Origin of the sequence: Myroides odoratimimus (assembly GCF_001485415.1) — a bacterium.
GTDB classification, from domain to species: domain Bacteria; phylum Bacteroidota; class Bacteroidia; order Flavobacteriales; family Flavobacteriaceae; genus Flavobacterium; species Flavobacterium odoratimimum.
Genome location: NZ_BCMQ01000009.1, coordinates 89,726 through 114,321, shown reverse-complemented (window position 1 = coordinate 114,321; position 24,596 = coordinate 89,726). Strand labels below are relative to the sequence as shown.

Below are 24,596 nucleotides of genomic sequence, written 5' to 3'. Positions count from 1 at the left end.
GTATGTCGCCGCCTTTCTTTATAGAATCCCCAATCTCGTATGAGGTTGGGGATTTTTTTGTTTATATAGGTAGGTGTATTTTGTACTTATAAACGTTTTACTGGAAAAAGTATCGTTGTTTATAACAACTTTTAAAACTTGTTCTAAGACTATAAAAAAGAGCCCTAATAGGCTTTTATTCTTTTTGAAGATCATTTACTTTATCGAGTATGTATTCCATTTCATATCCTTTTCTATGTAGGAACCCAATTAGTTTTTGTGTTTTTTTATTTATGTCTTGATCTGTTAATGATTGCCAACGTTGTTCAGCTAGTTTATTTAGGGTTTCGAAGTACATATTATCATCTATTTCAGTTAGTGCTATTTTTATTAGGTTAGCTGATATTTTTCTGATTTTAAGTTCTCCAAGTATTCTATTTTTTCCCCATCCACTGATTCTATGTTTACCTCTTGCAAAACTACGAGCAAAGCGTTCTTCGTTTAGAAATTTATTGTTAATTAAATAAACTAGTATTTCATCGTGTAGATCAGAGGAAACTTTTAAATTGTATAATTTGGATATAACTTCAGTATGACATCTGTCTTGATAAGCACAAAAATGTTCTAATTTACTTTTTGCTTGTTCTAGTGTTAAGGACATATTTTTGTTCTTTTTCAATTTACTTTATTCCTAGGCTTTTATGAGTATTGATTATAGCTTTTTTATTTTTATAATCAATCCAATCCTGTCCTTTTAATCTTCTCATGAAGTTATCAAAATATCTCATTACAGTAATATTATAGATTGCTTTTCCAAGGTTACTATATTTAGAAGGGAATGCTCTTAGACTCATAGATATACTTGGCGTAAGGTATTTCATATAGTGCCAATAACCTTCAGGCATATAAAGCATTTCTCCATGTTTTAGATTACAGATATATCCTTTTGCATATTTTAAAGCAGGCCATTTATCAAAATCAGGATTGTCAAAATCAATGTCTTCTCTGGATATTAATGCATGCGGTATTTTATACATATATTTTGTTTGGTCTGGTGAAAATAGCATACATTGCTTTTCTCCATTAAAATTGAAATGTAATATATTAGAATAATCAATATCAAAATGCATGAAGACTTTTGAATTTGTTCCTCCAAAAAATAACATTGGAAGTTGTTTTACTAGACGGAGTCCTAGTTTTGGCCATTTGAAATCACTCTTAAGACTAGGAACTTCTTTCATTATATTATAAAGAAAGATTCTGTAGTTTGTTGGTTCTTTGTTAAGTAAATCTATATAATCAGCCATCTTCATTGTTGCATGTGCTTCATTAAAACCATCTTTATGAGAAACAGGTCTATCATCATAAAGTGGTACTAATTTTTCACCTGCTATTTCCTTTATATAGTTTAAACGCCATTTTTTGTAAGCAGGCCAATCTTCAGTTAAGTTTTCTATTACAACAGGAATCTGTTTTTTAAAATATTTTTCAATAAAATCTTTTTCAGAGATAGATTTTACCCTTTCTATTTCTTGAAGTTGTAATTTTTTCATGCTATTTTACATTAGTCTTTCTTTAAGTACTATCATATTAAATTTATGTAACCTCAAATTTAATAAATCATTATTGGTTTTTAATGCTAGTAGCTTGTAAAATAAGCTTCGAGATAGCAAATTGATTTATTATCGACTAATAGTAAGTGATTGCATATTTAACAGTTGGTACAGTAAAATCTATTTGTAATAGTCGTATATTTAAAATAAAAATTATGAGTATAACTAAGAGTTATTTGTTAGAGTTAGGACATGAGTTAAATAGTACAAAGAAGATAGTAGCTTGTGTACCTAATGATAAATGGGGCTGGAAGCCTCATGAAAAGTCTATGAACTTAGGTGATTTGGCAAAGCATATTGTAGAATTAACAATTTGGACTGAGAATATCCTAACAAAGGATAGTTTGGATTTTCAAATAGATTACAAGCCTTTAGAAGCACAAACTACAGAAGAGTTGTTGGTTCTTTTAGACAAGTATGAAAAGGCTGTTATATCAGCTTTAAATATGTTTGATGAGGAAAAGTGGATGTCTGAATGGAAGTTAAAGTCAGGAGATCATATAATCGTTGCTATGCCAAAGGTTGGAGCTAATCGATTTATTGTAAATAACCATATTTATCACCATAGAGGACAATTATCAGTTTATTTGCGTTTATTAGATGTAGCTATTCCAGGAATGTATGGACCTTCAGCTGATGATGTTAAATAAATTATATAAATTAAAAAAGCCTAACTCAATGAGTTAGGCTTTTTTTGTGCCCGGAGTGGGAATCGAACCCACACTCCGAAGAACACGAGTTTGAGTCGTGCGCGTCTACCAATTCCGCCATCCGGGCTGATGACTTATTGTTTGTGAGTGCAAATGTAGATAAAAAAAATTAGGTACAAAGAAAAAATATAAAAAAAATCGTTTTCTCAATTTATATTTTATAAATTTGCACCGCTTAATAAAAACAGTTAAGCTCTAACTCGCAACATAACAACTAATTATATAATGTCATATTTCGAACCAGACGCTAAGATTTTTGCATGTGCTCAGAGCGTTGAGCTTGCTGAGAAAATTGCAAAAGCATACGGAGTAGAATTAGGAAAAGTAACTCTATCACATTACAGTGATGGGGAGTTTCAACCTTCTTTTGAAGAATCAATTAGAGGACGAAGAGTTTTCTTAGTATGTTCTACATTCCCGTCATCAGATAACCTGATGGAATTGTTACTAATGTGTGATGCTGCTAAACGTGCATCAGCAAGACATATTACAGCTGTAATTCCTTATTTTGGATGGGCTAGACAGGATAGAAAGGACAAACCAAGGGTTCCGATTGGAGCGAAATTAGTTGCTAAATTGCTTGAATCAGCAGGGGCAACACGTATCATGACAATGGATTTACATGCTGATCAAATCCAAGGATTCTTTGAAAAACCAGTGGATCATTTATATGCATCTACAATCTTTTTACCGTATGTAAAAAGTTTGAAACTTGATAATTTAACAATTGCGTCTCCTGATATGGGAGGATCTAAGAGAGCATATGCTTATTCTAAGTTCTTAGAATCAGATGTAGTAATTTGTTATAAACAACGTAAGCAAGCTAATGTTATAGATAAAATGGAGTTAATAGGAGATGTTACAGGACGTAACGTAATCTTAGTTGACGATATGATTGATACAGGAGGTACTTTAGCTAAAGCAGCTGATATGATGATGGAGCGTGGAGCATTAAGTGTTAGAGCTATATGCACACATGCTATTTTATCAGGAAGTGCTTATGAGAAAATAGAACAATCAGCTATTCAAGAATTAATCGTTACAGATTCAATTCCACTGAAGAAGCCTTGTGATAAAATAAGAGTATTAAGTTGTGCTCCATTATTTGCAGAAGTAATGCACAATGTACATGCTAACGAGTCTATTAGTAAGACTTTTGTAGTTTAGAATTTATTAATTTTTTAAATATATTTAAATGAAATCAATTACGATTAAAGGATCTGAAAGAGAAAGCGTAGGTAAAGTATCAACTAAAGCCTTACGTAATGCTGGAATGGTACCTTGCGTGTTATACGGAGGAACTGAAGCAGCTGTGCATTTTTCTGCTGAAGAAAAAGCATTCAAAAATTTAGTTTACACTCCAAACGTACACACAGTGGTAATTGAGTTGGAAGGTGGAAAAAAATTCAACGCTATCTTACAAGATATCCAATTCCACCCAGTAAGCGATAAAATCTTACACATCGATTTCTATCAATTACATGACGATAAAGAAATTACATTAGACGTACCAGTTAAAATCACTGGAAACTCTAAAGGAGTAATGGCTGGAGGGGTATTAAACCTAAACTTACGTAAATTAAAAGTTAAGGCTTTACCAGCTAACTTACCTGACTTCGTAGAAGTAAACATTTCTAACTTAGAAATGGGGAACAAATTATATGTTACTGATGTACCTGTTAACAATTACAAATTGTTACACACTGATAACACTGTAATCTGTCAAGTAAGAATTTCTCGTGCAGCTATGAAAGCAGCTCAAGAAGCAGCAAAAGCAGCAAAAGCTACTCCAAAGAAAAAATAATTCTTTTGAGAAGATATTTATTAGAAGCACCTGTGTTTACACAGGTGCTTTTTTTGTGCCTTAAAATAAGGTTACTTCTTTGCTTTAATGTACTTTTGTAACGCAATTAATTATGTCATTAATAGAAGGATGAAGAAATTTTTAATTATAGGACTTGGGAATATTGGTGCTGAGTATATCAACACACGTCATAATATCGGTTTTAAAGTTGTAGACGAAATAGCTAATGAGCTTGGAGGTGATTGGCAAACTGTGAAATTAGGAAGCTTAGCTGAAGTAAAGATAAAAGGAAGAACACTTTTATTATTAAAGCCTAATACATATATGAATTTAAGTGGTAAGGCAGTTCAGTATTGGATGGAGAAAGAAAAGATACCAGTAGAGAATATTTTAGTGATTACAGATGATTTAAATCTTGCTTTTGGAACAATAAGAATCAAACCAAAAGGATCTGATGGCGGACACAATGGATTAAAAAGTATTCAAGGTACTTTAAACTCTGCTGCATATCCTCGTTTTAGATTTGGTATCAGCGATGAATTTAAGAAAGGACAGCAAGTTGATTATGTTTTAGGGGTATGGGATGAGAAAGAGAAAGAACAGTTGCCAGAGCGTCTTAAAATGGCTTCTAAAGCCGTACAAGAGTTTGCTTTGGGAGGATTGAATAATGCTATGAATACTTATAACGGAAAGTAGATTAAGTAGAGCTTATAAAGTAAAAAAGGAGTTACTCATTGAGTAACTCCTTTTTTTATCATTATACCTGTGGTTTTACCACGTTGATATGTAATTCTTCTAATTGTTCTGGAGTGATAGTTGACGGAGCGTCAATCATTACATCTCTACCAGAGTTGTTTTTAGGGAATGCGATGAAGTCTCTAATCGTCTCTTGACCCCCTAAGATAGCTACTAATCTATCTAAACCAAAAGCTAAACCTCCATGAGGTGGTGCTCCATATTGGAATGCATTCATTAAGAAACCAAATTGTTTTTCAGCTTCTTCTTTGCTAAATCCAAGGTGTTTAAACATTAACTCTTGAGTAGCCTTATCGTGAATACGAATAGAACCTCCTCCGATTTCGTTACCGTTTAATACCATATCATAAGCATTAGCACGTACTTTACCTGGGTCAGTATCTAATAATGGAATATCTTCTACTTTAGGTGAAGTAAATGGGTGGTGCATAGCGAAGTAACGTCCAGCTTCTTCATCATATTCGAATAGAGGGAAGTCGATAACCCATAATGGTGCGAACTCATCAGACTTTCTTAATCCCATACGATTACCTAATTCCATACGTAGAGCACTTAATTGAGCTCTTGTTTTATTCGCAGGACCTGAAAGTACTAAGATTAAGTCACCAGCTTTAGCACCTGTCACCTCAGCCCATTGCTTAAGATCTTCTTGATCATAGAATTTATCTACAGAAGATTTATATGATCCATCAGCTTCACATTTACAGTACACCATACCAGAAGCACCTACTTGTGGGCGTTTTACCCAATCAATAAGAGCATCTATCTCTTTACGAGTGTATGAAGCAGCACCAGGTACAGCGATACCTACTACTAACTCTGCACTATTAAATACACCGAATTCTTTATGTTGAGCTACAGCATTTAACTCACCGAACTCCATCCCAAAACGGATATCTGGTTTGTCATTACCATATTTGCGCATTGCTTCTTCGAAAGTCATACGAGGGAACTTATCAACTTCAATTCCATGAACTGATTTTAATAAATGTCTAGTCATTCCTTCGAATGTATCCATAACATCTTCTTGGTTTACGAATGCCATTTCACAGTCTATCTGAGTAAACTCAGGCTGTCTATCAGCACGTAAATCCTCGTCACGGAAACACTTTACTATTTGGAAGTATCTATCCATACCACCTACCATTAACAGCTGTTTGAATGTTTGTGGTGATTGTGGTAAAGCGTAGAATTCTCCAGCATTCATACGAGAAGGCACTACGAAGTCACGTGCTCCTTCAGGAGTAGAGCTAATTAAGTAAGGAGTTTCTACCTCACAGAAATCTTGAGCAGAAAGATAATTTCTTACCTCTTGAGCTACCTTGTGTCTAAACAATAAATTGTTCTTCACTGGATTTCTACGGATATCTAAGTAACGGTATTTCATACGGATATCTTCTCCACCATCAGTATCATCTTCGATAGTAAATGGAGGAACAGCAGATTCGTTTAATACTGTTAGCGTATCTACTAAAATCTCAATATCTCCAGTAAGGATATTTGGGTTTTTAGAAGCGCGTTCGATTACTTGTCCTTTTACTTGAATTACAAACTCTCGTCCTAGGTTTTTAGCTGCTTCGAATACTGCTTTATCAGTTCTCTCTGCATCAAAGATTAATTGTGTAATCCCGTAACGGTCACGTAAATCAACCCAAATCATAAAACCTTTATCGCGATGCTTGCTTACCCATCCTGATAGGGTAACTTCTGTATTTATATCCGAAGCTCTTAAGGCTCCGCAATTATGCGTTCTGTACATTGCTAAAAATTATTTCCTACAAATTTATAAACTTATTATGAATGATAGAATAAAAGCCAAAACAATATGTCTTAGATTTTATAAATATCTATTTTTAAGCTATTTCCCTTTTTTTATTTTGATAAATACATAAGCCAATATCGCCCCACATAGTGCTAATCCTGCCCCTACCCATTCAGGAGAGTTGTATCCTAACCCCATGGTGATAGGTAGTCCTCCTAATGAGGCTCCTAATGCATTACCAATATTGAAGGATGCTTGTCCAGCTGAAGCAGCTAACATTTCAGAACCTTTCGCATTGTTGATTAATAACATCTGTAAAGGAGAACCGATTGTGAAAGCAACTAATCCAGTGATAAGAGACATCGCATAAGCCATCCATTGAATATGTACTGTGTAATATACAATAATTAAACAAGTTGCCATTGCACAGAAAGAGAAAATAACGGCTTTAGCAGGCGGGAAGGTATCGGCTAATTTTCCTCCTACGAAGTTTCCTAAGAACATACCTAACCCTACTAGGGTCATGACTAAAGGTATTTTTGCTTCTGATATTAAAGCGATATTAGTCATCATCGGTGCGATATAACTGATCCAAGCAAATAGTCCTCCTGTACCTATAGAGATTAAGGCTACCAATACCCATGCAATAGGTGTTTTAAAGAAAGCGGTTTGTTTCTTTAGATTTGTCTCTTTGTCTGCTTCTAACTTAGGTATCCAAAATGCGATAGTGATAGCAGATACGATTCCTAAAGAAGCGATTAACATATAGGCTGTTCTCCATGAATACTCTTGTCCGATGTAGGTACTCAATGGCACTCCTACTAGATTAGCGGTAGTAAGCCCTGCGAACATGATGGCTACTGCTTGAGCCTCTTTTCCTTTTTGAGCTAATCGTGTTGCTACCACAGACCCTACCCCAAAGAATGCTCCATGAGGAAGTCCTGACATAAAACGAGAAATAATTAATGTTGTATAACTTGGAGACAATACGAATAGTAAGTGAAAGAATGAGAACATCACCATTAATGCTATCAATACTTTATGAGGAGCATATTTATTAGAAGACATGACCAATAATGGAGCCCCTACTACTACCCCTAATGCATAAGTAGAGATGAAGTTACCCGCTTTAGGTATGCTTATTTGTAAGTCTTTAGCGATGTCAGGTAGTAGTCCCATCATTGAGAATTCTGTCATTCCGATGGCTAGCCCACCTACAGCTAATGCTATTAAACTTTTGTTCATTGTTGTTTTACTGAGTTTGATTTTATGTACTATTATAATGTTTCTTTTCCTCTTTCGTATTGATTTGCCCATGCTAGACTTACACCTAGTTCATTAGCCGCTCTCATGACGAAGTGAGGATCTCTTAGAAATTCTCTACCGAGTAAGATACAGTCAGCTTGATTGGCCTTCAGGATATCTTCTGCCTGTTGTCCTGTTTTGATTAGACCTACTGTTCCTACTAATATATTGGACTGTTGTTTTATAGCTTCAGCAAAAGGAACCTGATAATTAACCTCAACTTTTATTTGTTGATGTCTTACTAGCCCTCCTGTACTCACATCTATAAGTTCTACCCCTTTATCATATACTATTTTAGCGAGTTCTATACTTTCTTCTAGAGTCCAACCTCCATCAGCCCAGTCAGTGGCTGATATTCTTAACCACAGACTTTGTGTAGTCAAGACAGATTTAACAGCCTCTATGACTTCTAAGACTAATCTGATTCTATTCTCAAAAGTTCCTCCATACTCATCTGTACGCAGATTGGTTAAGGGAGATAAGAACTGATGTAGTAAGTAACCATGAGCACCGTGTAGCTCTATGATTTCATAGCCTGCTTTTACAGCGCGTTCAGCCCCTTGTCTAAAAGCATCTATTATTCTCTTTATCTCTGCAGTATCCATTGCTATCGGAAGGTTTTCTGCTTCGTTGAAGGCAATAGCTGATGGAGCTATAGTTTGCCACCCGTTCTCATTATTGGGAGCTATCTGTGCTCTATTTATCCAAGGCTTGTCACAGCTTGCCTTTCTTCCTGCATGGGCTAACTGTATACCAGGTACAGTAGCTTGACTTTTTATAAACTCCGTTATCTGCTTTAGTTTCACTATATGTTCATCAGACCATATTCCTAAATCAGCATAGGTTATTCTACCTTCAGGAGTCACAGCAGTCGCTTCTTGTACAATGGCAGCAGCTTTTCCTATCGCAAATTGACCATAGTGTACAAGGTGCCAATCACTCGCAAAACCATCTTTTGCAGAATACTGACACATAGGTGAAACAATGATTTTGTTGTGTAAAGTGTTGTCCCTTAGTTTTAAAGGAGAAAATAGAGTTTTCATAATTTGTGTGTTGTTTGGTGGTGCAAAATTATTAAATCCAAAATAGAATAGAAGGTCTTTTGTCCTAAAAGATATTTTCAGCAATAAAAGTTACAATAATTTGAGGAGTTCTTCTCAAGTAACCCTATATTTGTTATTTATAATTAATTTAAATAAAGATATAATGAGAATGACTTCTAAGGTTATTACTAGCACAGTACTAGCAGCCTTGCTTTTTGTAGGTTGTAAGAAAGAAAACACTAAAGCTTCTTCTGAAGAGACGATTACGATAGAGAACATGGGTAGATCAGTTAGTTTTAATAAAAAACTAGAGAATGTAGTTGTGTTCGACGTGGGAGCGATGGAGAATATGGCAGAGTTAGGTATTCCATTTAAGGGAATGGCTAAGGTATACAGTCCTAACTTCCTTTCTAAATATGCAGATGATGAGAGTATTGTGAACGTAGGATCTTTTATGCAGCCTAACTATGAGTTAGTAAGTTCTGTAGATCCAGACCTGATCATTATGAGTAACTGGTTTGATAAAGATTACCCAGAGTTCGCTAAAATAGCACCTACAATCTCTTTAGGTATCTCAGGAAGTAATTATTTAGCAAGTACAAAAGACAATCTTAAAACAATTGGTTCTGTTTTTCAAGTAGAAGATAAGGCAGATAAATTGATCGAAAATATTGATACAAAAGTAGCTGAGATGAAAGAAGTGATTAATAAGAGCGATGCTAAAGCGTTATTAATCCTGTATAACAATAAGAGTTATAGTGCCTTCGGAGAGGACTCTCGCTATGGATATATCTTTAATGATCTAGGAGTGAAGTCTGCAGCTGCTGGTCTAATGGGGGGAAGCGATCACGGTAATGTAGTATCTAGTGAGTTCGTACTAGAGCACAACCCTGATATTATCTTTATCATCGATAGAGGTGCTGTAATGGAAAATGTAAATGCGGATAAGAAAGAAGTAGAGAACCCATTGATCCAAAAGACTAATGCGTATAAGAATGGCAAGATTGTTTATCTAGATCCAAATGCATGGTATCTAGCAGGAGGAGGGTATATCTCTCTAAACATTATGTTAGATGAAGTAATGAAAGCGTACAAATAATAAAGTAAAAAGCTTCTCGAAAGAGAAGCTTTTTTTATGTCTATTGTTTTTTAACGAACAGATTACTTGCTATTTTTTTTGTGATTGTGATGGTGTGATTATCAACTTTGATAGTATAAGACTGATCAAAAGGCTCTATATCTAATATCTCTAGTTTTGATCCTAACGATATTTTCTGTTTATCCAAGTATTGTAAGAACTCTGTAGAAGAATCTTTCACCCCTACACATACCACTTCTTTATTAGCCTCTACTTCAGATAATAACTTCTTATCTATCTGTTTTATTTCTCCTTTTTCATTAGGAATAGGGTCTCCATGAGGATCTTCTGTTGGGAATCCTAGAAATGCATCTAGTTTATTAATTAACTTTTCTGACTTTATATGTTCTAGTTCTTCTGCGACATCGTGAACTTCATCCCAATTAAATCCAAGTTTATCCACTAAGAATACCTCCCATAGTCTGTGCTTTCTCACGATCATCTTAGCAGCCATAACTCCCTTAGGAGTAAGTGTAACTCCTTGATACTTTTGATATTTAATCAGCTCCTTATCATTTAGCTTCTTTATCATATCTGTCACAGATGAGGCTTTAGTTTCGATTTTTGCAGCAATAGCATTAGTCGAAATTCCTTGAGTTTGCCCTAGTGATAAATGGAATATAGTTTTTAAATAATTCTCTTCTGAATAGGTAAGCATGGATTGTTTTTTTGTTTAAATACAAAGTTAGTGTTTTTTTAATTACAAATTAATTTTTAGCTTTGCCTAAATTTAATTAAAAGCCATGTGTAAAAGTATTTTTAAACTTGTAACAATAAATATTTTTCTTTGTCTCTTTTTTGCATTGAATTCCTATGCTCAAAATATCAAAGGAAAAGTTCTTTCTAATGGTACTGTGCTTTCTTATGCTACAGTTACCTTAGTAGGGACAGATAAGGGAGTAGTCACTGATGAGCAAGGTGGTTTTACTTTCGAGTCAGTAAAAGAAGGAACCTATACTGTGAAGGCAGACTTCGTAGGTTTTGCAGCTCAGACTAAAAAGGTAACTGTAAAAGGAACTCAGACCAGTACAGTATCTTTCGACCTAAAAGAAGATGCTAATCTAGATGAGATCGTTATCTCGGGTACACTGAAGCCTGTGCTAAAGTCAGAAGCAGTAGTACCTGTAGAGATATATACGCCAGCATTCTTTGAGAAGAATCCTACTGCTAGTTTATTTGACGCTGTACAGATGATTAACGGAGTACAACCTCAGCTAAACTGTAATGTATGTAATACAGGAGACATCCATATCAATGGTATGGAAGGGCCGTATACTATGATCCTGATCGATGGTATGCCTATCGTATCTTCTCTATCGACTGTATACGGGCTATTCGGTATCCCGACGAATATGATCGAGAGAGTAGAAGTAGTTAAGGGACCAGCCTCTTCACTATACGGAACAGAAGCGATGGGTGGTATTATCAACGTGATTACTAAAGATCCAGAGCACGCAGCGAAGTTAAGCGTAGATGCTTTTAGCACGACTTGGTTAGAAAACAATATAGATTTAGGAGCTAGTTATAAACTAGGGAATAAAGTAAAAGGACTTTTTGGAGGGAACTACTTTAAGTTCGGAGAACGAAAAGATAAAAACGGGGATGGTTTTACAGACGTAACTCAGCAAGACAGAGTATCTCTATTCAATAAAGTATCTCTAAAGAGAAAGGATGATAAAGTAGCTAGTCTTGCACTGCGCTATGTATATGAAGACAGATGGGGAGGAGAGACTAATTGGAAGCGCAAACAACACCGCGGAGGAGAAGACGTATATGCAGAGAGCATCTTCACTAACCGCTTTGAAGCGATAGGGATGTACCAGCTACCGACTACAGAGAATATCTATACACAGTTCTCTTATATCTATCACAAGCAGAACTCTATGTATGGACCAGAGTCTTATGATGCGAAACAACAAGTAGCTTTCGCTCAAGCTTATTGGGATAAGACCTTAGGAAATCACAGTTTTTTACTAGGTTCGTCATTTAAGTACACTTATTATGATGACAATACTCGTGCTACGGGTATCTATGATGAGAATGGATTAGTAAAGAATCAACCAGAAGAAACTCCGATACCAGGTATCTTCATCCAAGATGAATGGACGCTTAATAAAAAGAATAAATTATTATTAGGATACCGTTTTGACTATGATAAGACCCATAAAGGGATTCACTCTCCACGAGTAGGATATAAGTACACACCTCATCCGCACCATACCTTAAGAGGGAGTTTTGGTACAGGATTCCGTGTAGTGAATGTCTTCACAGAAGATCACAGAGCGTTATCAGGAGCTAGAGAAGTAGTATTCGCTGAGAAACTAGACCCAGAGAAATCATACAATGCTAATATCAACTATACAGTGAAAGTACCTTCTAATTTCGGAGTGTTTAATTTCGATTTGAACGGGTTCTATACTTATTTCACGAATAAGATTGATGCAGATACAGATACAGACCAGACTAAGATTATCTATGCTAACCTAGATGGGCATGCTATCTCTAAAGGGGTCTCTCTTAACGTAGATGTGACATTTGACTTCCCACTGAAGTTGATGGCAGGAGCTACTTATATGGATGTATTCAGAAAAGAAGATGGAGTACGTGAGCAAATCTATCATTCTCCTAAATGGTCAGGTAACTTTATCGCAAGTTATAACTTCGGTAGTGGATTTACAGCAGATTTGACATCAGACTGGAAGGGACCGATGAGATTGCCACGTGTAGAGAATGACTATCGACCAGAGTACTCACCATGGACAGTATTAGCGAATATCCAAGTGACTAAGAAGTTTAACAACGGATTCGAAGTATATGGCGGAGTGAAGAACTTATTCAACACGCTACCAAAAGAAGATCCTATCTCTAGATGGTGGGATCCATTCGGAGAGCCAGGTAATGGTGTAGTACCACCTCCAGGTAGAAATGATGTAATCTTCGAACCAAACGATTATAGTTATACTCCATTGCAAGGGATAAGAGGATTCTTAGGAGTGAGATATAACATTTTTTAGTTAGCACATAAGCAGAATGACGAGATTTTATTTTTTTTTCATGTTTAGTTATTTCTTTGGGTTAGCACTCCATGCTCAACCCAAAGAGATAATGTTTTCGGAGTTAGAGCAAGTGATGGCTACTGACCCTAAACCCGTTGTCGTATTTATGCATACAGACTGGTGTAGCTATTGTGCTCTGATGGAAAAGAAGACGTTGAACAATGATAAAGTGATGCAGAAGTTAGATGAAGACTTTTATTTCATCTCTTTTAACGCAGAACAAGAAGAAGCTATAGAGTATAAAGGAAAGCGCTATGAGCTGAGAAAGACTGGTGTCCATGCGAAGCAGCACGAGTTAGCAAAAGAATTAGCTCAGTCTAATGCTTATCCAGCTGTTATATTTCTCAATGAGAAACTAGAGATCATGTATAGACATTTTGCGTATGTACGATCTAATGATATGTATAAACTACTGAATGCTATAAAACCTTCTTAGTATTTAGAATAATAAGACTAGATGCAGTACAGAACGTTAAGCGTATATGTATTGGCGATTTAATAGTTGCAGTACTAGTACATCTGTGCGTATACATTTGTATTAGATACATAGTTAGTTAGAATTATGTTGCAGGCCTTACACAGTATACCACTGTGTAAGGCCTTTTTTTGTTTAGTAATGTTAGATATGCTGTACACTGTATAATAGGTATTACTCCTAATTCTCTTTTTGCTTTCTTGCTTACATAAAGCGATTATGGTATAGTTGATTTCGATTTGATTTCGATGTGCTAGGCTAGTGGTCGGCTTATTTATGGTGTTTTTAAGCCGACCAAATGCCCATCACAAGCCGACCAAAAGCCGACCACCCTATTTAAAAACATAAAAAAGACTATTTTTTGATCGTTTTGTAGGGTTTAATAGGATTGGAAATGTTGTTTTTTTATTGAGATTAATGAATATTGTATGAGGTAGGAGTTTACTAGTGTATATAATATAGAGTAGATAAGGCATTGATCATATCGACAAGGGCTTTAGAAAACAAAAAAAGGAGTGACAAGCATCACTCCTTTATATAGAACTCGGTTTATTATTATTTTTCTAAAGCTACTTCTTGTGCTTTTACATAGCTTTCTATTAATGCTTGGTAGTTAGGCATTACAGAAGACATTCCCTTAGCATATACAGCCGCATCTTTATGTCTCCATGTTTTTAGGATTTCGCTTAGTACAGCAGTAGTTGTGATAGGAATTACTCCAGCCATCATCAGTCTATTCATCGTTACTTGTGTAGACATTGGACTCATATCGCCAGAAGCATCAATAACAGCGAATACTTCAAACCCTTCTGCAGCAGCTGAGATAGCTGGGAATGCTACACATACACTTGTCAATACTCCTGCGATCACTAGTTTTTTCTTTCCTGTAGCTCTTACTGCATCTGCAAACTCCTTCGTATCCCATGCGTTTACTTCTCCATTTCTCCCTATGTATTGTGCATGAGGAGCTAGTTGGTGAATCTCTGGCATTAGTGGCCCATTAGGTCCTTTTGGCTCAGATGCTGTTGTGATTACTGGGATGCTCTCTACAGCTGCGATTTCTGCTAATACTTTTACATTTTCTCTAAGTGTAGCTACCTCGATATCTTTTACCGTTTGGAATAATCCACTCTGGTGATCGATTAATAAAAATGCTACGTCGTCTGCGTTGATACGTGTTAACTTGTTCATGGTAATTTATATTTTAATTAATTTTCTGTATCAAAAATACATTGATACTTAGTCAAGTACACTTAATCTAAATTAAGAAGAGATTGAGTGCATCGCTTTGTTGATAAGGGATAAAGACTGTTTAGGTATTCAGATTAGCTTATATACCTTTATTATTTTAATTAAAAACTAAACATTTAGTTTGATAACTAATAAAATAGTTATATGTTTGTGTATATCAAATCAGGATTATGGAAAAATTGACCAATAAAGAAGAAGAGATTATGTGCATCCTTTGGAAGTTAGAAAAGGGATTTGTGAATGATATTCTAGAGCACATGCCAGAGCCTAAGCCACATTATAATACACTCTCTACGCTAGTTCGTATATTAGAAGAAAAAGGGGTAGTGTCTTATAAAGCTTATGGCAAGTCACATCAGTATTATCCTCTGGTAAAGAAAGAGGATTATCGAAAGATGTTTATGGAAGAGACTATGGAGAAGTACTTTGATAATTCGTTTAGTAATCTAGTGAGTTTCTTCGTGAAGGATAAGAAATTATCTAAGACAGAGCTAGAAGAGCTAATGGATATTATAGAAAAGAATAAAAAATAGTTTGATTATCAACCAACCAATCAACTGAATTATGACACCTATTCTTATATATATATTGAAGGTAAATGGACTACTGCTGGTAGTGTATTTATGCTATAAACTGTTTTTACAGAAAGAGACCTATGTCAAGACGAATCGATTGTACTTTATAAGCGGGATCTTTTTGAGTTTAATATTGCCTTTGCTAACTTATACGAAGGTAGAAACGATAAACTTAGCGCCAATGTCCCTCCCGATTATGGATGTAATGGAGGATGTGGAGCTAGTACAAGAGAAGAGTCTATGGACGATGAATGAGGTGTACCAATACACATCTTATCTTTATTTAACGATCACGCTGTTGAGTCTTTTGTGGTTTGGGTATAAACTGATTAAGTTAACTAGACGTATTAGTAATATGCCTAAGACAGCTATTCATCAGAATATACGAGTAGATAGATCGAGTAGTGATGCTTATTCTTTTCTACACTATATCGTGTTGCCAAAGGATTATGAAGAGCTGAGCCAGCTAGAGGTAGTACTACTCCATGAGGAAGTACACGTCCATCAGAAGCACAGTTTAGATCTTATCCTCTTAGAGGGGTTAAAACACGCATTCTGGTTTAATCCGATGATACGACTACTACAGAAAGAGGTAAACCTAAATCTGGAGTATATCGTAGATCAAGAGATTGCGAAACGAGAGGATAGCTATACGTATCAACGCGCTCTCGTACTATACGAGTCTAATAAGATAGCGTGTGTACCTGTGGTGAATACTTTTGGCTCTTCAGATCTGAAGAAGCGTATATTAATGCTTAACAACCCAAAATCAACTAATATGAAACGTTTAAAATTATTATTAATCACTCCTGTATTAGCAGGGTTCTTTTTCCTTTTTCAGATAGAGGTAAAAGCAAAATATATAGAGAGTCCAGCTTTTGAAGAAGATCATGTAGAAGACATTTTATTAGATGAGTATACAAGTATGACTACTGACGCAGAAGAGGATCAACTAGATCAATCTGGTAAAAAGAAGGCTCCTAGTCATGATGATATGGCAGCAATAGCGGAAGAAGCTATAAGAATAGGAGAGGAAGCGTCTAGACTAGTGGATGAAAGTGAGCGTATAAGAGAAGAGGCTGAGCGCGTAAGCAAAGTGATACTAGAAGAGAGAAAAGTAATTCTAGCTAAGGCGGAAGAAATACGAAAAGAAGAGTTAGCTAAAGCACGAAAAGTAGTTTTAGAAGTACGAGAAGAAGAGTTAGCTAAAGCAAAAGAAGCACGAAAAGTAGCTTTAAAAACACGAGAAGAAAGCCTAGCTAAAGTGGAAGCTGCTCGCTCTAGAATGCTAGAAGAGAGAAAGGAAAGGGAAGCAGCAAAAGGTGATCTAGATTTTCGTTTGGAAGAACGCAGAAAGAAGTTGTCTGAAGACGCGGTAATAGATGGTAAGAATGTAGTTATCATTAAATCAGGTAAGCGCAGTAAAGGGGAGTTTGTGTATTATGTAAACGGAAAGCTGTATGATGAGAGTAATAAACATGAAGCAGAAGCATTAATAGAGAAGTATGGTACTAAAGGTATACGTGTTTATAGTAGAGCAGCTGCAGCTGACGAACTGGGCTATACGGGTAATGGTTCTGTGTATGGCTTTACATTAATGACAGATGAGGATCGTGCGAATGAAGCTAGAGTAGAAGCCTTAACTAAAAAATATAAAGAAAAAGTCATCAAGGATATGACTCAAGTACAGAATAGCGACTATAAAGGACTAGTATATGTTAATGGTGTGAAAAAGTCTGCTGAAGATCTAAAAAATATACGCACAGATAAAATGGTGTCAATGGATGTATTTAAAGGTGATGCAGCAGTCGAAAAATATGGTGAAGAAGGAAGAGAAGGTGTTATCCTAATACGTGTAAAACCTTAAGTGAGATTCTTATATAAGATTATGTTAGCGAGTAATTAACCTCATCAATATGATGAGGTTAATTTTTTTAATATAAATAGTATTAATGTTATGTTAATTAAACTTATTTTTCTTTATTATATTTGCATTAAAATATTTTAATATGAAAAGAAATTTACTTGTAATGTGTCTATCACTTGCGACAATGGCAGGAGCCTTTGCTCAGAAATTAGTGATTAAGAAAAGTGTTGTTTATGTAGATAAAACTACTGATCCTTTAGCGAGTATTGAGAAGGTAGATAGTAATACCTATATATATAAGAACCCTCAAGGAGAAAATGTATTTAAGTTGGAGGATATTAATGTAAATACTAGAGTAGCTACTTCATTTCATGTAGTGAATGTGACAGACTTACGTAATAATAAGAGTAATAATATACCTTTTGAGAGTTTATCTTTTGCTTTTGGTAATGAGACTGTATTATTTGCATTAATTTCTAAAGGACAATATAAGTTGATTAATGACAAAGGAATAGACTATACTGTTTTAGACGCTTTAATGGATGAACCTAAACAAGATGTGATGAGTAGAGTTAATATGATTAATGACTCAGTACAAGCTGTTATTGATAAGGGGATTGCTATCATGGCAGAAAAGAAAATTAGAATAGCTGCTGACAATAAGATTTTTAGTGATAATACGGAAATAGGGAATGTGGTTTTTAAGACAACCAAAGATAATGGGACTATCTATGCATTCTTTAATAAAAAGACAAAAACAACTATTGGATATTGGTCAAGCTTTAAAGAAAAAATTAATATGGGGGATTTGTATAGAGCTGAGAGTCCTGCATATATGTTATTTACTTATGATAATCAACGTTTCAGAGTATATCAGATGTCTAATAATGGTGTAAAAACACCTTTTTCTCAAGAATTATTAGCTATTATGTATGCTAATGGTATTGACTTTGAAAATGTAAGTGATGAAACTATTAAAGTTTTAAGTGATAAGTTAGCAGAAGAAAAGAGAATAGCTAAAGAAAATGATGTAAATATTAGAAGAGAGAAAGGATTCTTAATCGATGGAAAAGGTGAGAGAGTAGAGGGTGAGATTTCTATCGCTTTTGATAATACTGATATGCTGGAGAATGATATTTTTGGTGGATCTGGTAATATAGCTGATATTTCAAGCTATGGTAATAAAGTTTTCGTTTATGCTGAAAATGCAAAAGGTAAGTTTAAGTCAACTAGTTATAAGGCTAGTGATAATGTTAAGTTTGAAGTTACTTTAGCTAAAGATGGTAAAGTAGAGCGCTATGAAGGATTTAATTATGACATTGCAAATAAGACTATGGGATTTTTAAATAAATTAGCTAGTGGGGCTACTTTCTTTAAACATATATATGGAAATAATAAACTCGAATTATTCTACAGCCCTACAGAGAAGTTTTATACTATAAAATTAAAAGATGTTAAGAATGGTTTTGCGACAACTAGAAGTGATCAAGATAAACTTATAGCAGCTATTAAAGCTTATCTAGGATGTGAATCAATTAATTTAGAAGGAATTGATTTGTTTAGCCTAGAAGGATTAAAACAATTAGTAGATAAGTACGATACTCAATGTAACTAGCTATTATAAATTAAGAATAAAAAAAGCCCAAGTCTAATTTTAAGCTTGGGCTTTATTATTTTATGTAATGTATCTATCTAGAAAATACGTTTAATCACGTGGAATATTTGGTATACGCTATTAATAGGGTATTCAAATGGTTCGTATATTTTATTACGGCTAGATAAGGTGATGACACCTTTTTTCTCGTCATAGTTCGTAATGTCTTTTAAGAAGGTAGCATCCTTAGTGATGACGATAAACCCATAAGTCGTGTTTCTAAAACCGCCTTCCCATAGGTGACGTCCTACTTCACGTCCTAGTACTTCTGCTCCATCAGGGGTATCTTCTATGTTCCCTCCATTCATAGAGTCTCCTACTACATCAAAGGCCTTGTAATGACCAAGCCCAAACTTATCTACTCTGAACTGTACTGTGTCAAACTCTTGTATAAGCTGTGCGTCATCCTGATAGCAGGTAATATAAGAAGCATGAGCTGATGAAGGGATCTTCAGTACCTCTATATAGATACGCCCATCAGGGTAGAAGGTAAACTTGTTTCCGTGGTTATTATACATAATCTCTGGTACAGTATCCTTCGTGATATTAGTCGCTTCGAAGTTATATAGCTCCTGAGTAGGAGTATCTCCAGTTAGTTCTTGTATCGCTGGAGATGTATGTGATGTTAATAACATACTTCCTTCTCCTGTTAGTAACCAATGTTTGCTCAAGCTTAGGGCAAATTTGGTTAGATTCTCTATAAAGTTATCGCTGATGTTTACACGTCCATTTACTATCTGAGAGAAAGAAGACTTAGTATACCCTAGTTTTTGTGCTAGATCTGTTTGGTTCTTCGCTAATCCCTCAAAGAAAATCCACTTGATGGCATCGTTTACGCGTTGAATTCTATCCATAATAGTAATGATATTTAAAAAACTTTGTTTCTAATTGTTTTTATAATCGAAACTTTGTTTGTATATTTGTAAAAGTAATAGGAACAAAATTAGTCAAAAAAAGCATAGGTAGCTAATTTTAAAGGGATAAACTGAAATAATAGCGGTAGAATACTTCGACAGATACAAGTAAGATATTCTAGATAAGCAGTAAAAATCTCCTTTATAATACGAACGATGTTTATATTTTGGGTATGTCTTGTTCGATATATCAATACCAAAAATAAATTGTTATGAAAGCAGTGATGAGTACATCAACCGTATTTGAAGCAGGAGAACCAGCTATTCTGACTTTAAAAGAGAAACAAAGCATAGAGCGTGAACTGTATCTATACAGCGCCTTATACAGAACTAATGGTACTGGATACTTTACCTCAGGGGAGCGTATCTGTATAAACCAAGAGAGAGGGTATCACCTAAGCGTAGGTGGAGAAGAAGAACTAAAACCTTATCAAATATCTAGTGAGTTGGAAGAAAAAATAGCTAGGTTAAGAGATAGAAGGTAGTGGATAAGGAATAAGTGATTATAAATAAAGTTTCGATTATTAAGTTGTTTTATCATTAAAAATAAAAGTTATGACAAAAAGAGTAGCAGGTAGTCAATTAAATAAGTTGAGAAGATATAAACTGATCTTGGATTTATATAACCAATACAAGACAGAAGACATCCCGGTGACAGTGGTGTGGAAGAAATATATCTGTCCTGTGTATCCTATCTCTCGTACGACTCTATATGAAGTGCTGAATACGCCAGTGTATAAAGAACTCGCAAAAATAGAGGCAACCATGAAAGACCTAGATTAGAGTTATTAACAGTGTTTATAAGATGTGAATAGAGTTGTTCAGTCTCTTGACAACAAATGGGTTATGGTGTTGATAAGTGAGATCTTTGTAGCGTAATAATCAGGTTATCAACAGTGATTATAGGAAGTGAACAGAGTTGTTCAGTTACTTAACAGAAAGTTGAGCTGAGTTAGTAAAAGAGCGATCTTTGTAGAGTAGAAATGCAGTAATAAAGAGTGTTTCGAAAGATTGAACAGAGTTGTTCAGTAACTTAACAGAAAGTTGAGCTGAGGTAGTAAAAGAACGACCTTTATAGAGTAGAAATACAGCAATAAGGAGTGTTTCGAAAGACTGAACAGAAGTGTTCAGTTACTTAACAGAAAGTTGAGTTAAGGTAGTAAAAGAGCGATCTTTGTAGAGTAGAAATGCAGAAGTAAAAATTAGGAATATAGGAGTAGTACTTGCACAATTGGCGCCTACGTGCAATGTCTTTCCATCAGTATATTCTTTCAATTACAGATGAGAGCAATCTCATCACAGTATTCATAATCCAATAAAAATAGAGTAAAGTGTACTTGCTGTCAAAAAGCGAGCAAGGATAATTATGTCTTTATTGTTTAGAAAAATATTAACCAATCAAAAAAATAAAATTATGTCAACAGAACAGAAAACAAAAGAGACTGTATGCACATCAGATGATGCTATAGTAGTTGTAACTACAAAAGTAGAGGTAAATAAAGACCAATGCTGTGGAGGAGGGAATCAAACAGGTGATTTCGTTACACAAGAAGAGTTTAGAAAATATCAGAAGTTTATTCGACTTCACGGAGGAAAGGGTATCTATTATAATTATCAGTTGAGTGATGGGGTGACTTTTAAAGAGTTAGGTGTGATTGAAAGTATAGGATCAGACCCATATGGACCAGATGAAGAAGGTTTAATTACAATAACTAAACGATATATAAAAGTATATGAAGAAAACAGTCAAGAATATAAAATCTATGATTTTAGTGTAAATAATGAGACAGAGAGAATTCCTAGTATTGAAGATTTTATAGGGAAATCTATCTTTGTATGGGAAGAAAGTTATAGAGAAAAAATCTAATATTACCATTAGTGAACATGCTAAGAGTTAGAGCTAAATTTAGTTATAAAGCTTAGAGTGTTGACAGTGTAAAGAAATCTTTAAATAGATGTGTACTAGCATCTAGATGTTAAAAATCCAATATAAATACTAGTAAAGTGTATCTACTGTGAATCAGTGGACAAGGATAAGTATATCTGCACTTTATGAAAAGAATTGTAACTGATGATTCTAGATAAATCAGTTTTTGAACAGTGGCTTAAATCACAGAATAATTATTAACCAATCAAAAAATAAAACTATGTCAACAGAACAAAAAACAAATTGTACTAATGCAGATTCATTAGTAAGTGTAAAAGTAGATATCAATAAAGACTTGTGTTGTGATACAGGTAGTTATGATGATAAATTAGAAAAGTATCAGGAGTTTGTTAGACTTCATGGAGGTAAAGGTATTTATTATAATTATCAATTAAAGAATGGGGTGACTATTTCAGAAATGGGTACTCAAATTATTGATGAAAGAGTACTTGGTTCATCTGGGCCTATACCAGAGACTATCTCTGAACTTTATATTGTAGTCTATGAAAATGGATTATCACAAGAGTATCCATTTGATATAAATAATGAACTTGAGCGAATACCTAATATTGAGAAATATGTTGGGAAGAATATTTCTTTGGTGAATCGTTTAAAGTATGAAAAGGGAGTTGAATAAAATAGTGTGTCAATTAATTTTACTGTGTAAAGTATAACCAATCCAAAACCAGTGTGCTAATGAATGAAACAATAATAGCGACGGTAGTGGGCTTCGTTTCATCATTAGCGACATGGTGGGCGGCTAGACGTAAGAGTAAAGCTGAGGTACAAAGCTCAGAGCTCGATAATGTAGAGAAATCTCTAAAATACTATAGAGATATAGTAGATGACTTAGGAATTAAATTAAAAGAAGCTACCAACGAGCTTTATAAAACGTCTAATCTGCATCGCGAGGCTATCGATGAGCTAACTGCTGCTAAGAAGGTAATCATCAATCTAGAACAGAAATTAGAGAAATTGGCTCTACAGAATAAGGAGTTGATTGATGAACTAAGGAAATATAAACAGCTAAATGGCAAGAGAGAATGAGAACACAGTTAGTTAGACAAGCTCAGAGTCAACTCCATGTACAGGAATGGCCTATCAAGAATAATAAAGGACCTGGAGTAAAAAAGTATCTGAACAGCGTAGGACTAGGTGAGGGATATGCGTGGTGTATGGCTTTTGTGTACTGGTGTGTACAAGAGGTGTGTACTGATTATAAACTGTCAAATCCTTTAAAGAAAACTGGAGGAGTTTTAGCTCAATGGAATGCGAGTAAAGAGCTTCGTGTTATGAAACCTGAGGTAGGAGATATCTTCATCATGGACTTTGGGAAAGGATTAGGTCATACAGGTATCGTGATAGCTGTGAATGGTGATGTCATCACAACTATAGAAGGGAATACGAATGACCAAGCAAGTAGAGAAGGGTATATCGTGGCTGAGAAGAAGCGTCATATCCAAACAATCAATAAAGGATTTATTAGAGTGTTTAGTAACTCGTGACGTTATACAGTCTACCCAATCACATAATCAAAAAATGATATGAATATGAAAAAGCATGATCGATATATGCTCGTGTTTGTAGTGTTGTTGTTAGCACTTCTATTGATGAGCTGTGGTAGTCGCAAGACAGCGATTAATATGCAACCGACCACCACTGAGCAGATAACCCAAACGGTAGAAGAAGTAAAGAGGGATACAGTACTGATAATCCCTGCTGATAAGAGTCAGTATGTGGCTGAATTAGCTGTACAAGGAAATAAAATAGTTGTGAAAGATGCGAATATAAAGCGCAGTAAAAACAAGGTGTTACAACCGCCAAAAGTACAGCTTCAAAATAATAAGCTAATCGTGGACTGTGAGTCAGAAGCTCAACGCTTATTCTTCGAATGGAAGGATAAGTTTATCAAAGAACAAAAGGTAGTGGAGACAAGAATACCCGTAGCTGTACCCCTGAGTCTATCATGGTGGCAACAGACACAGATATGGCTGGGAAGAGGGTTTATGTTGTTGGTGGCTCTAGGTATGACAGGCTTTATCATTAAGTCGAGAATATAAAATATTAACCAATCAATAAATAGCACATAGTTGAATAGAGCGTTATATGAGGCTATGTGTATAAATCAATTAATTAACCAATAAAAAAAGTAAAATTATGTCAACAAATGAACAACCAGTAAAAATTAAAGGAGATACATCAACTATTGTTGAATATGGAGGAGAGAACTTTAAAATATTAAAAAAAGAGTCTTTTAATGAATCAGATTATAAAACAAAAATAGTATCTACCTTTGGGATAGATGAACAGGTAGGTGAGTATGCAAAACATAGGCAGATTAGTGCCCCTGGAGTTATAAGTCATGAAGAGGAGTTGAAGGATGGAGATAATTCGATTAGTTTTAGCACTGCAATAACTTCAGATAGGGTAGTCGGTAATATTGTACAAGCTCTTAAGTTTGAAGAAAATGTAATAGAGACAGGGAGTGTGTCTTATGGCTTAATGGGAAGTAATTATACTTTTTTAAATATTATATCAACTGCCTCAGATGGTGTAGGAAGCTTAAATTTAGAAGTTTCTGCATTACAAGGAGCGAGACTTACATTAGATGATAAAAATGTAGTAAGATCTATTAATGGTGTTTTAGCAGATGAGTCTGGAGAGTTACCATTAGAACTGAATGTATTAACTAGTGCTGATGGTACGAAGTTTAAACTAATGGTTTCTAACGAAGGCTTCTTAGGAGTACAGAAGATTCAATAGAACT

26 protein-coding genes and 1 tRNA gene are annotated in these 24,596 nt (G+C 34.9%); 18 read left to right on the top strand and 9 right to left on the bottom strand.

All coding sequences use genetic code 11. From position 1 onward, the window contains the following. Positions 1-175 precede the first annotated feature (175 nt). Both MODO_RS10695 and MODO_RS10690 read right to left on the bottom strand, forming a co-directional pair. The gene (locus MODO_RS10695) at positions 176-640 is read right to left on the bottom strand and encodes a regulatory protein RecX (RefSeq protein WP_006259935.1); all 465 of its coding nucleotides are present in this window, start codon (positions 638-640) and stop codon (positions 176-178) included. Between the two features lie 19 nt (positions 641-659). Then, positions 660-1,532: a cupin-like domain-containing protein gene (locus MODO_RS10690; RefSeq protein ID WP_006259934.1), complete on the bottom strand. Its 873-nt coding sequence runs from the start codon at positions 1,530-1,532 to the stop codon at positions 660-662. A 215-nt stretch (positions 1,533-1,747) separates the two neighbouring features. Between MODO_RS10690 and MODO_RS10685 the strand changes: the two genes are divergently transcribed. Beyond that, positions 1,748-2,242, top strand: a complete 495-nt coding sequence (locus MODO_RS10685; RefSeq protein ID WP_006259933.1) for a DinB family protein — start codon at positions 1,748-1,750, stop codon at positions 2,240-2,242. 47 nt (positions 2,243-2,289) lie between these two features. Here the strand turns inward: MODO_RS10685 and MODO_RS10680 are convergent. After that, positions 2,290-2,369: transfer RNA gene (locus MODO_RS10680), tRNA-Leu, on the bottom strand. A gap of 158 nt (positions 2,370-2,527) precedes the next feature. Here MODO_RS10680 and MODO_RS10675 point away from each other — a divergent pair. The 3 genes from MODO_RS10675 to pth all read left to right on the top strand — a co-directional run bounded on the left by MODO_RS10675 (position 2,528) and on the right by pth (position 4,802). Further along, a complete protein-coding gene (locus tag MODO_RS10675; protein ID WP_006259932.1) occupies positions 2,528-3,469 on the top strand; it encodes a ribose-phosphate pyrophosphokinase in 942 nt (313 codons plus the stop codon). A 28-nt stretch (positions 3,470-3,497) separates the two neighbouring features. After that, complete coding sequence (locus MODO_RS10670; RefSeq protein WP_006259931.1) at positions 3,498-4,106, top strand: 50S ribosomal protein L25/general stress protein Ctc; 609 nt, start codon at positions 3,498-3,500, stop codon at positions 4,104-4,106. Positions 4,107-4,235: 129 nt separating this feature from the next. Then, complete coding sequence (gene pth / locus MODO_RS10665) at positions 4,236-4,802, top strand: aminoacyl-tRNA hydrolase (protein WP_006259930.1); 567 nt, start codon at positions 4,236-4,238, stop codon at positions 4,800-4,802. Between the two features lie 61 nt (positions 4,803-4,863). On the opposite strand, the gene aspS is transcribed toward pth, so the two are convergent. The 3 genes from aspS to MODO_RS10650 form a co-directional block, all read right to left on the bottom strand. After that, positions 4,864-6,621: an aspartate--tRNA ligase gene (gene aspS / locus MODO_RS10660; protein ID WP_006259929.1), complete on the bottom strand. Its 1,758-nt coding sequence runs from the start codon at positions 6,619-6,621 to the stop codon at positions 4,864-4,866. Between the two features lie 99 nt (positions 6,622-6,720). After that, on the bottom strand, positions 6,721-7,869 hold the full coding sequence (locus MODO_RS10655) for an MFS transporter (protein WP_006259928.1): 1,149 nt from the start codon (positions 7,867-7,869) through the stop codon (positions 6,721-6,723). 32 nt (positions 7,870-7,901) lie between these two features. After that, positions 7,902-8,972: an NADH:flavin oxidoreductase/NADH oxidase gene (locus tag MODO_RS10650; protein WP_006259927.1), complete on the bottom strand. Its 1,071-nt coding sequence runs from the start codon at positions 8,970-8,972 to the stop codon at positions 7,902-7,904. A 169-nt stretch (positions 8,973-9,141) separates the two neighbouring features. On the opposite strand from MODO_RS10650, the gene MODO_RS10645 reads away from it, so the two are divergent. Beyond that, entirely contained in the window at positions 9,142-10,071 is a 930-nt protein-coding gene (locus MODO_RS10645; protein WP_006259926.1) for a siderophore ABC transporter substrate-binding protein, read from the top strand. A gap of 40 nt (positions 10,072-10,111) precedes the next feature. Here MODO_RS10645 and MODO_RS10640 read toward each other — a convergent pair whose 3' ends face one another. Beyond that, positions 10,112-10,768, bottom strand: coding sequence for a metal-dependent transcriptional regulator (locus MODO_RS10640; protein WP_006259925.1), 657 nt, complete (start codon positions 10,766-10,768; stop codon positions 10,112-10,114). 85 nt (positions 10,769-10,853) lie between these two features. On the opposite strand from MODO_RS10640, the gene MODO_RS10635 reads away from it, so the two are divergent. Together MODO_RS10635 and MODO_RS10630 are read left to right on the top strand one after the other, a co-directional pair. Next, a complete protein-coding gene (locus MODO_RS10635; protein WP_006259924.1) occupies positions 10,854-13,124 on the top strand; it encodes a TonB-dependent receptor in 2,271 nt (756 codons plus the stop codon). A gap of 40 nt (positions 13,125-13,164) precedes the next feature. Further along, entirely contained in the window at positions 13,165-13,602 is a 438-nt protein-coding gene (locus MODO_RS10630) for a thioredoxin family protein (RefSeq protein ID WP_233446013.1), read from the top strand. A gap of 594 nt (positions 13,603-14,196) precedes the next feature. Here the strand turns inward: MODO_RS10630 and MODO_RS10625 are convergent. After that, positions 14,197-14,832 (bottom strand): isochorismatase family protein, encoded by a 636-nt coding sequence (locus MODO_RS10625; RefSeq protein ID WP_006259922.1) that lies wholly within the window; start codon positions 14,830-14,832, stop codon positions 14,197-14,199. A 230-nt stretch (positions 14,833-15,062) separates the two neighbouring features. Here MODO_RS10625 and MODO_RS10620 point away from each other — a divergent pair, with 230 nt between their 5' ends. The 3 genes from MODO_RS10620 (at position 15,063) to MODO_RS10610 (ending at position 18,949) form a co-directional block, all read left to right on the top strand. After that, positions 15,063-15,425 (top strand): BlaI/MecI/CopY family transcriptional regulator, encoded by a 363-nt coding sequence (locus MODO_RS10620; RefSeq protein WP_006259921.1) that lies wholly within the window; start codon positions 15,063-15,065, stop codon positions 15,423-15,425. A 163-nt stretch (positions 15,426-15,588) separates the two neighbouring features. After that, entirely contained in the window at positions 15,589-17,334 is a 1,746-nt protein-coding gene (locus tag MODO_RS10615; RefSeq protein ID WP_230486177.1) for a M56 family metallopeptidase, read from the top strand. A gap of 142 nt (positions 17,335-17,476) precedes the next feature. Then, the gene (locus MODO_RS10610; protein ID WP_006259919.1) at positions 17,477-18,949 is read left to right on the top strand and encodes a hypothetical protein; all 1,473 of its coding nucleotides are present in this window, start codon (positions 17,477-17,479) and stop codon (positions 18,947-18,949) included. A 77-nt stretch (positions 18,950-19,026) separates the two neighbouring features. Here MODO_RS10610 and MODO_RS10605 read toward each other — a convergent pair whose 3' ends face one another. Continuing rightward, positions 19,027-19,842 carry an XRE family transcriptional regulator gene (locus MODO_RS10605; protein WP_006259918.1) on the bottom strand — a complete coding sequence of 272 codons (816 nt, stop codon included), beginning with the start codon at positions 19,840-19,842 and terminating at the stop codon, positions 19,027-19,029. A gap of 272 nt (positions 19,843-20,114) precedes the next feature. Here MODO_RS10605 and MODO_RS10600 point away from each other — a divergent pair, with 272 nt between their 5' ends. The 8 genes from MODO_RS10600 (at position 20,115) to MODO_RS10565 (ending at position 24,592) form a co-directional block, all read left to right on the top strand. Further along, positions 20,115-20,387, top strand: coding sequence for a hypothetical protein (locus MODO_RS10600; protein ID WP_006259917.1), 273 nt, complete (start codon positions 20,115-20,117; stop codon positions 20,385-20,387). Positions 20,388-20,457: 70 nt separating this feature from the next. After that, positions 20,458-20,685 (top strand): hypothetical protein, encoded by a 228-nt coding sequence (locus tag MODO_RS10595; RefSeq protein WP_006259916.1) that lies wholly within the window; start codon positions 20,458-20,460, stop codon positions 20,683-20,685. A 631-nt stretch (positions 20,686-21,316) separates the two neighbouring features. Continuing rightward, the gene (locus MODO_RS10590) at positions 21,317-21,769 is read left to right on the top strand and encodes a hypothetical protein (protein ID WP_006259915.1); all 453 of its coding nucleotides are present in this window, start codon (positions 21,317-21,319) and stop codon (positions 21,767-21,769) included. A gap of 280 nt (positions 21,770-22,049) precedes the next feature. Then, positions 22,050-22,466 (top strand): hypothetical protein, encoded by a 417-nt coding sequence (locus tag MODO_RS10585; RefSeq protein WP_006259914.1) that lies wholly within the window; start codon positions 22,050-22,052, stop codon positions 22,464-22,466. A 59-nt stretch (positions 22,467-22,525) separates the two neighbouring features. Beyond that, on the top strand, positions 22,526-22,876 hold the full coding sequence (locus MODO_RS10580; RefSeq protein WP_006259913.1) for a hypothetical protein: 351 nt from the start codon (positions 22,526-22,528) through the stop codon (positions 22,874-22,876). After that, positions 22,873-23,334 (top strand): CHAP domain-containing protein, encoded by a 462-nt coding sequence (locus MODO_RS10575; protein ID WP_006259912.1) that lies wholly within the window; start codon positions 22,873-22,875, stop codon positions 23,332-23,334. Before MODO_RS10580 ends, MODO_RS10575 begins: the two co-directional genes overlap by 4 nt. 45 nt (positions 23,335-23,379) lie before the next feature. Continuing rightward, a complete protein-coding gene (locus tag MODO_RS10570; RefSeq protein WP_016650236.1) occupies positions 23,380-23,889 on the top strand; it encodes a hypothetical protein in 510 nt (169 codons plus the stop codon). 97 nt (positions 23,890-23,986) lie between these two features. Then, on the top strand, positions 23,987-24,592 hold the full coding sequence (locus MODO_RS10565) for a hypothetical protein (RefSeq protein WP_006259910.1): 606 nt from the start codon (positions 23,987-23,989) through the stop codon (positions 24,590-24,592). The last annotated feature ends 4 nt before the right edge of the window (positions 24,593-24,596 follow it).